Source organism: Metabacillus fastidiosus NBRC 101226, from assembly GCF_001591625.1.
In the GTDB taxonomy this organism is placed as follows: domain Bacteria; phylum Bacillota; class Bacilli; order Bacillales; family Bacillaceae; genus Metabacillus; species Metabacillus fastidiosus.
Genome location: NZ_BCVG01000093.1, coordinates 1 through 14,546 on the forward strand (window position 1 = coordinate 1; position 14,546 = coordinate 14,546).

General features: G+C 36.0%; 16 protein-coding genes. 15 read left to right on the forward strand and 1 reads right to left on the reverse strand.

Annotated elements, in window-relative coordinates; all coding sequences use genetic code 11:
* Positions 1 to 45: 45 nt before the first annotated feature.
* On the reverse strand, positions 46 to 846 hold the full coding sequence (locus BFA01S_RS17070) for an NAD kinase (RefSeq protein WP_066233430.1): 801 nt from the start codon (positions 844 to 846) through the stop codon (positions 46 to 48).
* A gap of 170 nt (positions 847 to 1,016) precedes the next feature.
* Between BFA01S_RS17070 and sppA the strand changes: the two genes are divergently transcribed.
* The 15 genes from sppA (at position 1,017) to BFA01S_RS17145 (ending at position 14,464) form a co-directional block, all read left to right on the forward strand.
* Positions 1,017 to 2,027, forward strand: a complete 1,011-nt coding sequence (sppA, locus tag BFA01S_RS17075; RefSeq protein ID WP_066233433.1) for a signal peptide peptidase SppA — start codon at positions 1,017 to 1,019, stop codon at positions 2,025 to 2,027.
* Between the two features lie 11 nt (positions 2,028 to 2,038).
* Positions 2,039 to 2,572 (forward strand): RDD family protein, encoded by a 534-nt coding sequence (locus tag BFA01S_RS17080; RefSeq protein ID WP_082800052.1) that lies wholly within the window; start codon positions 2,039 to 2,041, stop codon positions 2,570 to 2,572.
* Positions 2,573 to 2,637: 65 nt separating this feature from the next.
* Positions 2,638 to 3,330: a DUF2953 domain-containing protein gene (locus BFA01S_RS17085; protein WP_156483834.1), complete on the forward strand. Its 693-nt coding sequence runs from the start codon at positions 2,638 to 2,640 to the stop codon at positions 3,328 to 3,330.
* A 32-nt stretch (positions 3,331 to 3,362) separates the two neighbouring features.
* On the forward strand, positions 3,363 to 3,821 hold the full coding sequence (ytfJ, locus tag BFA01S_RS17090) for a GerW family sporulation protein (protein WP_066233441.1): 459 nt from the start codon (positions 3,363 to 3,365) through the stop codon (positions 3,819 to 3,821).
* A gap of 297 nt (positions 3,822 to 4,118) precedes the next feature.
* Positions 4,119 to 4,619, forward strand: a complete 501-nt coding sequence (gene tpx, locus BFA01S_RS17095) for a thiol peroxidase (RefSeq protein WP_066233444.1) — start codon at positions 4,119 to 4,121, stop codon at positions 4,617 to 4,619.
* A gap of 148 nt (positions 4,620 to 4,767) precedes the next feature.
* A complete protein-coding gene (locus BFA01S_RS17100) occupies positions 4,768 to 5,748 on the forward strand; it encodes a class I SAM-dependent methyltransferase (protein WP_066233475.1) in 981 nt (326 codons plus the stop codon).
* A 96-nt stretch (positions 5,749 to 5,844) separates the two neighbouring features.
* Positions 5,845 to 7,032, forward strand: coding sequence for an acetate kinase (locus tag BFA01S_RS17105; RefSeq protein WP_066233447.1), 1,188 nt, complete (start codon positions 5,845 to 5,847; stop codon positions 7,030 to 7,032).
* Positions 7,033 to 7,149: 117 nt separating this feature from the next.
* Positions 7,150 to 7,995, forward strand: coding sequence for an EcsC family protein (locus tag BFA01S_RS17110; RefSeq protein WP_066233452.1), 846 nt, complete (start codon positions 7,150 to 7,152; stop codon positions 7,993 to 7,995).
* Complete coding sequence (locus tag BFA01S_RS17115; protein ID WP_066233454.1) at positions 7,988 to 8,506, forward strand: MogA/MoaB family molybdenum cofactor biosynthesis protein; 519 nt, start codon at positions 7,988 to 7,990, stop codon at positions 8,504 to 8,506. Before BFA01S_RS17110 ends, BFA01S_RS17115 begins: the two co-directional genes overlap by 8 nt.
* A gap of 262 nt (positions 8,507 to 8,768) precedes the next feature.
* Positions 8,769 to 9,968: an argininosuccinate synthase gene (locus tag BFA01S_RS17120; protein ID WP_066233457.1), complete on the forward strand. Its 1,200-nt coding sequence runs from the start codon at positions 8,769 to 8,771 to the stop codon at positions 9,966 to 9,968.
* Positions 9,965 to 11,338 (forward strand): argininosuccinate lyase, encoded by a 1,374-nt coding sequence (gene argH / locus BFA01S_RS17125; protein ID WP_066233459.1) that lies wholly within the window; start codon positions 9,965 to 9,967, stop codon positions 11,336 to 11,338. The genes BFA01S_RS17120 and argH overlap by 4 nt, the downstream gene beginning before the upstream one ends.
* A 76-nt stretch (positions 11,339 to 11,414) precedes the next feature.
* Entirely contained in the window at positions 11,415 to 11,576 is a 162-nt protein-coding gene (locus BFA01S_RS22905) for a hypothetical protein (protein WP_169800497.1), read from the forward strand.
* A gap of 147 nt (positions 11,577 to 11,723) precedes the next feature.
* The gene (locus BFA01S_RS17135) at positions 11,724 to 12,485 is read left to right on the forward strand and encodes an SDR family oxidoreductase (RefSeq protein WP_066233465.1); all 762 of its coding nucleotides are present in this window, start codon (positions 11,724 to 11,726) and stop codon (positions 12,483 to 12,485) included.
* A gap of 62 nt (positions 12,486 to 12,547) precedes the next feature.
* Positions 12,548 to 13,666, forward strand: a complete 1,119-nt coding sequence (gene ald / locus BFA01S_RS17140) for an alanine dehydrogenase (protein ID WP_066233468.1) — start codon at positions 12,548 to 12,550, stop codon at positions 13,664 to 13,666.
* 105 nt (positions 13,667 to 13,771) lie between these two features.
* Positions 13,772 to 14,464 carry a metal-dependent hydrolase gene (locus BFA01S_RS17145; protein ID WP_066233470.1) on the forward strand — a complete coding sequence of 231 codons (693 nt, stop codon included), beginning with the start codon at positions 13,772 to 13,774 and terminating at the stop codon, positions 14,462 to 14,464.
* The last annotated feature ends 82 nt before the right edge of the window (positions 14,465 to 14,546 follow it).

Genomic DNA, 14,546 nt, shown 5'->3' on the forward strand with positions numbered 1-14,546 from the left:
CCATCAGTAGGGGACGAGAAAACCCCCACTGATGAAAGTTTCACTTTATAAAAATGTTCTTTTCACTTTTGCCCAAAATGAGTTATCTTTCAATTTTACTGTTTTAATTCTTTTCTTGCTTAAAGAGAATTCTATTTCATCGATATGTTTCACGCTAAGTGCTTCATTATCCATTCCGATAAGAGGATGGTCATTTCCATCTTGAACAATTTTTAAAGTAAGCTTACGTCCAGTACTTAATATAAAAGAGGAGCCAAGTGTCCGATATAAATTATTATTAAGAGATGCGATTTCACTTACTTGGAAACAAGGAAGAAGCGGATCTACGACAGCTCCCTTTACCGATTTATTGTAGGCAGTACTTCCGGTTGGTGTGGCAACAATCATTCCGTCCCCCCGAAATGTTTCAAAATGAAAGTCATCAATATACACGTCCATGACGAAAGCTTTTATTATAGAGGAACGGATAGAACATTCATTTAAACATTGGAATTTTATATTTTTATCAATCGTTACGTCTAAAACTGGATAGCGTCTTACTTCAACTTTTTCTTCTCTCATTGCCTCTACTATTTTATCGAGCTCCTCGATATGAAAATCACAGTATAGATTGATTGTATTTTTTATAGAGACTCCTGAATAAAGACAGTCATCACGGAAATTTGTTTTTCTAATTGCTTGTAAAAATGCACCATCACCACCAATGCTGACAATAATATTGGCATGATCAGGATCTTCCACAAGGCGAAAACCTTCCTTTTCTATAAGAGTTATTAGTGGTTGTATCTTTTTTACTAATTTTTCATCTTTATGATAGAATAGGTAGACATTGCGGCGGTCAGACATATATATTCCTCCTAAAGTCTTGGATAATTTAACCACTGTTTATATGGAATTCACCTACAATTTATATAAAAAGTGATACAATACTATTGTTACTTAGTTTATCATTGATAGGAAATAAAATGTGAGCTAAATCATGAAAGATGTATGAATTTGGAAAGGGAGGCTATTTTATGAATGGTAAACGCTGGGGAGCATTGATTATCGCAGGGGTGTTGTTTGTATTCTCATCTATCATCAGCGTGACGATGTTCTTTTTTAATCAACAGCAATCACTTGCAGATATCTTTGCTTCAACAGGAAATGAATTTGCAGAAGATATTATTGAAGAAGGGGATTTCTTCAATAAAATTGTTGTTCTTGATGTAAATGGAGTTATTCAGGATACTGGTGAGGACGTGTCTTCGATTTTCGCTCCAGTTGGCTACAATCATCAAAACTTTTTGAAAATGATTAAAGCGGCTGGCGAGGATGAGGATGTAAAAGGTGTTATTGTCCGTGTGAATTCTCCGGGCGGCGGTGTCGTAGAAAGTGCAGAAATACATAAGGAATTAATGAAATTAAAGAAAGAAACGAAAAAACCTATTTATATTTCAATGGGAAGTATCGCAGCTTCAGGCGGTTATTATATTGCAACAGCTGCAGATAAAATTTATGCAACACCTGAAACATTAACAGGATCTTTAGGTGTTATTATGCAAGGTATTAACTATGGAGAATTAGCGGAACGGTACGGTGTAAAGTTTGAAACAATTAAAAGTGGTGAGTATAAAGATATTATGTCACCAACAAGAGAAATGACTGCTGATGAAAGAAAAATTTTACAAACAATGGTTAATAATTCATATAAAGGCTTCGTAGATGTTATTTCTGCCGGCAGGAAAATGAGCGAATCAGAAGTGCGTAAAGTGGCAGATGGACGAATTTATGATGGGCGTCAGGCGAAACAGCTCAATTTAATTGATGGTCTTGGATATTTCGATGATACAGTAACAGCGATGAAAAAAGATTTGAAATTAGAAGATGCAGAAGTTGTATCATATAGTTCAGGAACTGGATTTGGATCATTCTTGTCAATGAGTGCGAAAAAGATGCTTTTTAAAGAGGATTCTGAATTAGCTGGTCTTTACCGTTTGCTATCAACACCTAATTCACCTAGACTTATGTACTTATATTCAGAGTAAGGAGGTTCAAAATGGATACTACAGTTGACAGCAGTAATAGCAGTTTTGAACAGTCTCTTGAAAAGCAAACAGCTCCGATTGAAAAAATAGATGTACATTATGCCGGCTTCTGGATACGTTTTTGGGCGTATTTGATTGATTTAATTGTCATTACAAGTATTAACAGAATCATTATTTACCCGATTTTAACATTGATCGGAGCAGACACTTCTAATCCGTCTATGTTTTCACCGGTGACAATCCTGTCATCGATTACCTTTTTTCTTTATTTTGTATTAATGACGAAATATTTACAGCAGACACTCGGTAAGATGGTTTTGGGATTAAAGGTAAAGACATTGGATGATGAGCCTCTGACATGGGGAACAGTTATTTTTAGAGAGTTTATCGGACGATATATTTCCAAAACATTTGGAGGATTCCTATATATCGTCACGGCATTTACTCCAAAAAAACAAGGGCTTCATGATATTTTTGCAGATACAACTGTTATACATGAAAAACTTTATACAATGACAAATAGTGAAAATAAACGTGCTGAATAAGTTTCAGCACGTTTATTTTTTTTGTAGGGGGTGATAATGGAAAATTGAAAGGAAGTGAAAAAAATTTGTCTTGGATATTTTGGATTGTCTGTCTATTTATTGTACTTATGTTATGCATTTTAATAATGAGAATAATCGTTACAGTTGATCTGCTTCATATCGGTGACAATGATCATTTTAAAATAAAGCTGAGAACTTTTTTCGGTATTATCAGATATACGATTAATATTCCGATCGTAAAGGTAGATGAGCATGGTCCGAATATTGTTTATAAAAAAGAAACTGAAACAGGAGAAGAAACAAAAGAAGATGAAAAAAAGAAAGTGAATAAAATAACTCCCGATGATATATTAACGAATTTGAAAAATATAAAAGAAATTGTGGAACATGTTGTTGGTCTTCATAAAATTATTCGGAAATTTTTAAAGAAAGTTAAAATTGAGTCATTTAACTGGCATTCACAAATAGGTATTGGAGATGCTGCTCATACTGCTTTTATCGTTGGTTTAGCATGGGCATTAAAAGGTAATGTCGTAGGCTTAATAGGGAATTATATGCATTTGCGAACGAAACCTGAAATAGCAATTACACCAGCTTTTAATATAGTTTGTTCAAAAACAAAATTAACATGTATTTTTCATTTTAGAATCGGCAATGCTATGTTTGCGGGAATACGTTTATTGAAATATTGGAAAGCTGGCTTACCGAAGATTCGTTCAACGGTCAACGAACCTTCTGTGAACAGTGATCATATGTAATTATTTCATTATTTTCTAGGGAGGCATTTTAAATGAGTGATCATCCAATTCAAGGTTTAATGAAGACAGCGATGGAAAATTTAAAGCAGATGATCGACGTAAATACAATTGTCGGTGATCCTGTTGAAACACCTGATGGAAGTGTTATTTTAACTGTTTCAAAGGTTGGCTTTGGTTTTGCTGCAGGAGGAAGTCAATTTGGAGCAGCAGAAAATAAGGACAACGGCGGAGATCTTCCTTTTGGAGGAGGTAGCGGTGGCGGAGTATCCATTACACCGATTGCTTTTTTAATCGTAAGTTCAACTGGAGTGAAAATGCTTCATTTAGATGAAAGCACACATCTTTATGAGAAAATTTTAGATACAGCTCCGCAAGCTGTGGAAAAAATTCAAGGGATGTTTAAAAAAGATAAGAATAAAAGTGGGAATAATAATACGCAACAACAGCAAAATTCAACACAGCAGCATCCAAAACAAGATTTGGATTTTTAACTGCCAATTTGGCAGTTTTTCTTTTTAAATGGTTTATTACTAAAAGTCGGGGATGACAAATGAATACTTTGTTGGCTCATCCATTTGCAAGCAGAGCTTGCAAATGCTTTTCAGCTAAGACTGAAAAGTACTTAAATTTATAAAATGAGGAGGAAAAGCGAGCTTTTCCTCCTCATTTTATGAAGTTGCATCTTTTATTTTAAAAAAAATTTCGAAAAAATTATGCAAAAGATTTGATAATTCTACAAAGCTAAGCTATATTTACACTGTACATATTTATAAGGGAGGAAGTTAAACATGCCAAATGTTACTTTTAAAGGAAATCCTGTTACAGTATTAGGAAACGAAGTGAAAGTTGGAGATCAAGCACCAGATTTCACAGTACTTGCTAACGATACTTCTGCTGTTACTTTAGCAGATTCAAAAGGAAAGGTTCGTATTATTTCTGTTGTTCCTTCTGTTGATACTGGAACTTGTGATGCTCAAACACGTCGTTTCAATGAAGAAGCAGCTAAATTAGGTAATGCGGTTGTTCTTACAATCAGCGTTGACTTACCATTCGCACAAGGTCGCTGGTGCGCAGCTAACGGTATCGAAAATGTTCAAACATTATCAGATCACCGTGAACTTTCTTTCGCAACAGCATACGGCGTTCACGTTAAAGAACTTCGTTTATTAGCTCGTTCTGTATTCGTTATTGATGCAAACGACAAAGTTGTTTATGTTCAGTATGTACCTGAAATGACAGAACATCCTGATTATGAAGCAGCTATCGAAGCAGCTAAATCTGTACTATAATAAAATAGATTATTTTATTTGATAAAAGGCTGACACTTTAAGTCAGCCTTTTTGCTATGGATTTCTTTTATGTCCGGCTTGCAATTCATGTTTAACTATTATTAAAATGAGGAAAGCGAAATGAATGGAAGGGAAGAAGATGCAGAGTATGACCAATATTGAAAAATTATTCTCGGTTTTAAATGATACTGCCGAGATTATTGCAAAAGAACTAAATATGACATATATCGAAGCTCTCTCAGAAACTGGAGAAAATATTTTCCATGATGCAATTTTACAGGATGATTTGAGCGAAGTTGCTGAGAAAGGCTTGCAGAAGAAGTATGAGAGTATTCATCTGACTGCTTTTTCAAAAGAAGAAATGAGGAAAGCTTATCAATTAGCGATACTCAAAGGGTTGAAAGAAGGAGCATCACCAAATCATCAGATGACACCAGATTCTATCGGAATATTTTTAGCTTATTTAGTAAGTAAGTTTGTTGGAGATCAGAAAGAACTGTCCATATTAGACCCAGCGGTTGGTACAGGGAATTTACTTACGACGGTGTTAAACAGCCTGCAGAATGAAACGGTTGAAAGTGCTGGTATTGATATTGATGATTTATTAGTAAAGCTTGCTTACATAAGTTCCAATTTACAGGAGCATCCGATTCAATTTTTTAATCAAGATAGTTTAGAGCCTCTGCTCGTTAGTCCTGTTGATGCAGTGATATGTGATCTACCCGTTGGTTATTATCCAAATGATGAAGGTGCTGAAAAATATTATTTAAAAGCAGCTGAAGGTCATTCTTATGCACATCACTTGTTTATTGAGCAGAGTATAAACTATACAAAAGAGGGAGGATATTTATTTTTTATCGTCCCTAATTCGATTTTCAGCTCAAAGGAAGCTCCCCATTTGAATGAATATATTTCTAAGGAAGCTTATATTCAGGCTTTTATCGAATTGCCGGCAGTATTATTTAAAGATAAACATCATGCGAAAAGTATTTTAGTTTTACAAAAGCAGGGAGAAAACATTGTACCGCCGAAACAAACGATGCTCATTAAATTACCGAGAATGACCGATAAAAATGCGATGCGGTCAATTATGAAACAAATGGAAGACTGGTTTAAAGTGAATAAATAATAATGTCATAAAATATCCCTTGTATTGTATAAAATGGAATGTTTAAATAAAAATAGCTAAAAATAAAGGTCAAGTATCGAATGGGAGATATGTGATATGGCAAAATACATAGCGATCAATGCTGGCAGCTCTTCTTTAAAGTTTCAATTATTTGATATGCCAAGTGAAGAAGTTTTAACGAAGGGAATAGTGGAACGTATTGGTTTTGATCATTCAATATTCACTATTTCAGTAAATGGAAAGAACCATACAGAGATGATGCATATTCCTAATCATACAGCAGCTGTTACTATACTTTTATCAAAATTAACTGATTTAAACATTATTCATAGTCTGGATGAGATAGATGGTGTCGGTCACCGGGTTGTTCACGGGGGAGAAATATTTAATGACTCGGTTTTAATTACCGATAAAGTACTGGAGCAGCTGGAAAAATTGTCGGAACTGGCTCCGCTCCATAATCCGGCAAACATTGTCGGTATAAAAACATTTAGAAAAGTTCTGCCAAATGTTCCGACTGTAGCTGTTTTCGATACTGCTTTCCATCAGACGATGCCTGAGCAATCTTTTTTATACAGTTTACCGTATGATTATTATAAAAAGTATGGGATTCGTAAATATGGATTCCATGGAACGTCCCATAAATATGTTTCAGAGCGTGCTGCAGTGCTGCTTGGAAGACCGCTTGAGCAGTTGCGACTTATTTCTTGTCATCTTGGGAACGGTGCAAGTATTGCAGCAATTGAGGGCGGGAAATCGATTGATACTTCTATGGGATTTACCCCGCTTGCAGGACTTGCGATGGGGACGCGCTCAGGAGACATAGATCCGGCCTTATTACCTTATATCATGGAGAAAACAGGGAAGTCGGCTGAGGAAGTAATAGAGGTTCTTAATAAGCAAAGCGGGCTATTGGGTATTTCAGGTCTTTCAAGTGATTTACGTGATATTACGGAAGCAGCGAAAGAAGGAAATGAACGGGCAAAAATAGCTTTAGAATTATTTGCAGATAGAATTCATAAATATTTAGGCACATATGCAGCAAGGATGTCAGGTGTTGATGCAATTATTTTTACAGCAGGGATTGGTGAAAACAGCATTGATGTCAGAGAACGTGTATTAAAAGGGTTAGAATTTATGGGTGTCTATTGGGACCCCGCACTTAATCAAATTCGGGCACAAGAAGCATTTATCAATTACCCGCACTCTCCGGTAAAAGTGCTTGTCATTCCAACAAATGAGGAAGTAATGATTGCAAGGGATATCCAGAGGTTAGTTAAATAATATTTATTGAAAGGTCATGTCTCCCGTCTTTATATAAGGCTTGGGAGACTGACTTTTTCACTTTTTTAGTATGTTATAATTTTAAAAAAGCATGAGATTTTGAAAAGGGGGGTTAAAATGCAAAAACGAGAAGATGATATTCTGGAAGAGATTAGAAATTGGGAGCAGATTTTAGCAGAGGATAACCGTTCGGATTTTAGCCGGACAGTTGATAAATGGAGTGACTTAATGATAAGTGAAATGCCTGAAACTTTGCGAGAAAGATTTTTTGCTAAGTACGATAGTTATTTACTCCATCTCCACTCTTTCATTCAAAGCTCACAAACCCATCAAGATACGAAGAGACCGATTTTACTTTATGCAAAAACATTAAACCCAAATATTAATCATATTCACGATCTTCAAACTTTAACTATCGATCAATTACATTATATTGCTGATATTCAAACATCAAAGCATAGGCTCTATTCTTTTTTTCAAGGCGGTTTAACAAGCTTGGGTGGATTGTCTTTGGCAAGCTTAGATATACCTTCACAAGTAGTTATTAACTTGCGTGCTGTTCAAATGATTGCAATGTGTTATGGTTTTGAAACGAATAACCCTTTTGAGATGATGACTTCTTTAAAAGTTTATTATGCTTCTTTATTACCGAATCATTTAAAATATGAACAATGGTTATTGTTAAAAGATGATTTAAATATGTATAAAGGCGATACTCCTTATTTTTATGATGGCGTGGAAAGCGTGGCTGATAACTCAGTCATTGAGTTTTTAGTTAAACAAATTATAAAGCTTTCATTCATTATGTTTTTTAAAAGGAAGTTGACAAAAGGTATTCCCGTTTTAGGAGCTGCAATAGGAGCGGGCTATAATTATCAAATGACGAAGAAGGTAACTGAATTTGCTCATAATTACTATCGCTACCGGCTGTTGATGAATAGCAGGGGAGAAAGAAATGAGTAATTTGCAACATAAAAAGGAAGCACCGAGTATAATAAAATGTAAAATCATTACGGTTAGTGATACACGAACAGCAGTAACAGATAAAAGCGGTCAATTAATGAAAAATCTTCTTGAGGATTATAACTATATTGCAGCGGATTATGGGATTGTGAAAGATGAAAAAACTGCCATTCACGATGCTGTTTTAGATGGATTACGCTCAAATGATATAGATATTATATTAATAAATGGCGGAACGGGAATTGCCAAACGGGATGTCACGATTGAAGTAGTGAAAGACTTTATTGAGAAAGAGATTAGTGGTTTTGGCGAATTATTTCGAATGCTGAGCTATACAGAGGATATCGGATCAGCCGCAATACTAAGCAGAGCAATTGCCGGAGTTACATATACATATAATAAAGCGATTTTTTCTGTCCCTGGCTCATCAGGTGCTGTTAAACTTGCGATGGAAAAACTTATCATTCCAGAACTTGGGCATGTTATGAGAGAGATAAAAAAGGATCTTTAATTATAGTACCCCCTTGGTCTGACCTCTTGAGTAATAAGCAGTCTAGGAGTCAGACCCGCTTTAAATCGAACTAAATGATAATAAGAACTTCCTTCTGTTATTCCCTCCAAAATATAAGATTAGAAATATCCATAAAGAAGTTTTATAAAATCTTCATTTTTCTATTGACGAAACATGGAACCAGTTGGTAAAGTGTATTACATACTAATTGTATTTTTATAAACCTTAATTAATTTTTATACAACCGAGGAGGACTATATAGATGAAAAAAGTAGTTTTAGCTTATTCAGGTGGTTTAGATACTTCTGTAGCAATTAAATGGTTACAGGATCAAGGATATGACGTTGTAGCATGCTGTTTAGATGTTGGTGAAGGAAAAGATACTGCATTCGTTCAACAAAAAGCACTTCAAGTTGGCGCAGTTGAATCATATATGTTAGATGTAAAAGAAGAATATGCAAATGATTATGCTTTAATCGCTTTACAATCGCACGCACTTTATGAAGGGAAGTATCCATTAATTTCAGCATTATCTCGTCCGTTAATTGCTAAGAAATTAGTTGAGGTTGCTGAAAAAGAAGGTGCGGTAGCAGTTGCACACGGTTGTACTGGAAAAGGAAATGACCAAGTGCGTTTTGAAGTAGCAATTAATGCTTTAAATCCAAATTTAGAAGTATTAGCACCTGTAAGAGAATGGGGCTGGTCACGTGAAGAAGAAATCGAATATGCTTCTAAACATGGTATTCCGATTCCGATTAATTTAGATAGCCCATATTCTATTGACCAAAACTTATGGGGACGCAGCAATGAATGTGGAATTCTTGAAGACCCATGGGCAGCACCACCAGAAGGAGCTTATGAATTAACAGCACCTTTAGAAAAAACACCTGATACACCAGAAATTATTGAAATTTCATTCGAACAAGGTGTCCCTGTGAAAATTAATGACACAGAATACAAACTTGATGAGTTAATTTTAAAATTAAATGAAATTGCTGGAAAACATGGTGTAGGACGTGTTGACCATGTTGAAAACCGTCTTGTTGGGATTAAATCACGTGAAGTTTACGAATGCCCAGGTGCAATGACATTAATTAAAGCACATAAAGAGTTAGAAGATTTAACTTTAGTAAAAGAAGTTGCCCATTTCAAACCTATGATTGAGACTAAAATCACTGAACTTATTTATAATGGTTTATGGTTCTCACCTTTAAGAACAGCCCTTGAAGCATTCTTAAAAGAGACACAAAAATATGTAACTGGTACAGTACGTGTGAAATTATTTAAAGGTCATGCGATTGTAGAAGGAAGAAAATCTGAGTACTCACTTTATGATGAGAAACTTGCAACATATACAACAGATGATGAGTTTGATCACAATGCAGCAGTTGGTTTCATTAAATTATGGGGTCTTCCAACTAAAGTAAACAGCATGGTGAAAAACAAGAAGGTGGAACAATGAAAAAACTTTGGGGAGGGCGTTTCCAAAAGACGCCTGAACAGTGGGTCGACGAGTTTGGAGCGTCGATCCACTTTGACAAAGAATTAGTAGAAGAAGATATTACAGGAAGTTTAGCACATGTTAAAATGCTTGGAAAATGCGGCATTATTAGCAAAGAAGAAGCAGAACAGATTACTGCAGGATTAAATACTTTGCTTACTCGTGCTAAAAATAATGAATTAACTTTTTCAGTCAGCTATGAAGATATTCATTTGAACATTGAAAAATTACTAATCGATGAAATCGGTCCTGTGGGCGGGAAGCTTCATACGGGAAGAAGCAGAAACGACCAAGTTGCGACAGATATGCATCTTTACTTAAGAAACCATGTGTTAGCAATTACTGAGTATATTGAAGAATTGCAAAAAACAATCGTTGATAAAGCAGAAGAGCATGTAGAAACGATTTTACCTGGTTATACACATTTACAAAGAGCACAGCCTATTTCATTCGCACATCATTTATTAGCATACTTTTGGATGCTTGAACGGGACAAGCAGCGCTTTTTAGAATCGGTGAAACGAATTAATATTTCTCCATTAGGTTCAGGTGCTCTGGCAGGAACTACTTTTCCAATTGATCGTTCATTTACTGCAAAAGAGCTTGAGTTCGACGGCATTTATGAAAATAGCTTAGACGGTGTTAGTGACCGTGACTTCATTATTGAATTTCTAAGCAACAGCTCTTTAATGATGATGCATTTATCACGATTCTGTGAAGAAATCATTTTATGGTGTTCACAGGAATTCCAGTTCATTGAACTTGATGATGCATATGCGACGGGAAGCAGTATTATGCCACAGAAGAAGAACCCCGATATGGCAGAACTTATTCGCGGTAAAACAGGCAGAGTGTACGGAAATCTTGTTTCATTACTCACTATCTTAAAAGGTCTTCCACTTGCTTATAATAAAGATCTTCAAGAAGACAAGGAAGGCATGTTTGATACTGTGAAAACAGTGGAAGGCAGTCTGCAAATCTTTGTCGGTATGATCAGTACATTAAAAGTAAATGAAGAGAAGATGGAACAAGCGACGAAAGAGGACTTCTCAAATGCCACAGAGCTTGCTGACTACCTTTCTAAAAAAGGTATGCCATTTAGAGAAGCACATGAAGTAGTTGGAACACTTGTTTACCAATGTATCCAAAAAGGAATTTATTTAAAAGATTTATCGCTTGAAAGCTATAAAGAAGCTTCTGAATTATTTGAAGAAGATCTATTCATCGTTATTGATCCTTATGAGGCTGTAAGAAAAAGAAACAGTCAGGGCGGAACAGGATTTGAGATGGTGAAAGTTGCGCTAGAGAAAGCAAAACAAGCCTTAAGTTAAAACTTTCAATGTATAAGAGCTCCTTTTTCAATGAAAATAAGAAAGTGAAGTTGAAATGAGTTTAGGGGCGATTGAAATGAAAGAAAAACATATTACAAGGCAGACATATTATTATGATCACGACGGTGAAAAAGAAACAATGGAGCAATTAATGGATTCTTTTTCAAGCGGAGTCGTTGAACAGCAATATGAACAAAATTTCTTACAAGAGCATCTTCGTCTTAGAAGAGACTCATGATTTTTAAGCTACCTAATAAGGTAGCTTTTCTTCATATTCAATTATTTTACAAACTCCCTGCATCTTTATTTTTAAAACCATGAAAATTTGTTGTACAATTGAATGGGAACTAGGAGAAGAACTTAAACATGGGGAGGAGCATAAATAGTGCGACATGCCTTCATAACGGCGGGATCAAAAGGGTTAGGGAGAAAAGTGGCAGAGGAATTTTTAAAAAAGGGTAATTTTGTCACAGTGAACTATCGTTCTGATTTAGAAGCAGTAGAAGAGATGAGAGCGTTATTTTCACATTATGAAGAGCAGCTTCTTTTCGTTCAAGGTGATGTAACGAGAAAAGAAGATTTACTGCGTATGATTGATTTGTCGCTCCAAAAGTTCGGAAGAATTGATTTTTTAATAAATAATGCTGGACCATATGTATTTAGAAGGAAAAAGTTGGCGGAATATAGCGATGAAGAATGGTATGACATGATCGAAGGTAATCTGTCTGCTGTGTTTCATTTATTTAAAAAGGTCGTTCCAATTATGCGGGAGCAAAGATTCGGTAAAATTATTACATATGGATTTCAAGGGGCAGAATCAGCTCCAGGCTGGTTACATAGGTCCGCATTCAGTGCAGCTAAAGTAGGGCTTGTTTCTTTAACGAAATCAATTGCAATTGAAGAGGCAGAGTATGGAATAACGGCAAACATGATCTGTCCAGGCAATATTATTGGGGAAATGAAGGAAGCGACAATTGAAAGTTCCAGGAAAATAAAAGACGCCAGTACACCGATAGGAAGGTCTGGAACTGGGGAAGATATAGCTCGTCTAATTTCTTTTCTCTGTGAAGAGAATTCAGATATGATTACTGGTGCAATTATTGAAGTAACAGGTGGAGCGAATGTTATTCACCGTTTTAATTCATAAGCATACCGTATATTTTGTACATAATAAATTAACATTGTTAACATAAGTTTGGAGGTCTTTATGTGAAAATTGGTGTACCTAAAGAGATAAAGAATAATGAGAATCGTGTTGCAATGACCCCAGCAGGTGTGGCAAGTCTTACTCACTCTGGGCATAGTGTTCATATCGAAACAAAAGCAGGGGAAGGTTCTGGATTTACAGATGAACAATATATAGCAGCCGGAGCAACTATAGTTCAGACAGCTGAAGAAGCATGGTCGATGGACATGGTGATGAAAGTGAAAGAGCCCCTTCAAGAGGAATATCACTTTTTTAGGGAAGGATTAATTTTATTCACTTATCTTCACTTGGCACCAGAGCCAGAGTTAACGGCTGCCTTACTTGAGAAAAAAGTAATCGGCATTGCCTATGAAACAGTTCAATTATCTGACGGATCATTACCATTACTAACACCAATGAGTGAAGTTGCTGGAAGAATGGCGTCACAGTTAGGTGCACAGTTTTTAGAAAAGCCTGAAGGTGGCAAAGGGATTTTACTATCAGGTGTACCAGGTGTAAGACGAGGAAAAGTCACGATTATTGGCGGCGGGGTAGCTGGAAAAAATGCTGCTAAAATTGCAATTGGATTAGGAGCAGAAGTGACGATTTTAGATGTAAGTCCTGAAAGATTGCGGCAGCTGGATGATATTTTCGGTTCCAGTATAACGACACTAATGTCTAATCCGCTTAATATCACTGAAGCTGTTATGCAATCAGATCTTGTAATTGGAGCAGTGTTAATACCTGGAGCAAAAGCACCGAAACTTGTTTCGGAGGAAGCTGTGAAATCAATGCAGCCAGGCTCTGTTATCGTTGATATTGCTATTGATCAAGGTGGAATCTTTGCAACAGTCGACAAGGTAACAACACATGATAATCCGACATACGAAAAGTTTGGAGTACTGCATTATGCAGTGGCAAACATTCCAGGAGCTGTTCCTAGAACGTCTACTTTAGCACTTGTAAATGCAACTATCCCATATGCTATTGAGATTGCCAATAAGGGATATAAACGAGCTTGTCTAGAAAATGAGGCCCTGTTGAAAGGAATTAATACGTTAGAAGGATTTGCTACGTATGAGGCAGTGGCACAGGCTCATGATCTATCATATTTTAATGCAAAACAATTACTATTACGATAAAGAAAAGCAAGCGGCCGATAAGAGGCCGCTTTTATTATTTTTATATGATGCAGTTAATTAACAAATGTTCCAGAATGTAGTACGATTAATAATGAGGTGATGAAGATGCGAGTATCCTATCATGGACATTCAGTTGTGAAAATCGAAACAAAAGGAAAAGCAATCGTAATTGATCCATTTATAACCGGAAATCCAGTCACTGATTTGGAAGCGTCTACATTGGAAATTGATATTATTTTATTAACGCATGGCCACAATGATCACGTAGGGGATACTGTCCAGTTGGCAAAAAGAAATAATGCCCTCGTCGTTGCTCCACATGAACTTGCTAATTATTTAAGCTGGCAAGGCTTAAATGTGCATCCGATGCATATTGGCGGTGCATTTGAGTTTGATTTTGGAAAAGTGAAATTCACACAAGCTTTTCATGGTTCAGGCTATGAAGAAACAGAAAATAAAACGATTGTTTATACCGGAATGCCTGGTGGAATTCTTTTTACAGCAGAAGGAAAGACAGTTTATCACGCAGGAGATACTGCTCTTTTCTCTGATTTAAAATTAATTGGGGAACGTAATAATATTGACTTAGCATTCCTTCCTATTGGTGATAATTTTACGATGGGACCGGAAGATGCTGCGGATGCTGCAAAATGGGTTCGAGCGAAAACAGTTGTTCCAATTCATTACAATACCTTTCCGATTATTAAACAGAATCCGGATGAATTTGTGAAAATGCTCCCTGAAGGAGTAGGCCGTGTTCTACATCCAGGAGATTATATTGATTTATCCCATACTTAACGGGCAGTAAGACTCCCACTTCAAAATTTGAGAGGACTCAATCAAGGAAGTTAAGAGGGAGATCAACTGCCCGTAAAGGTGC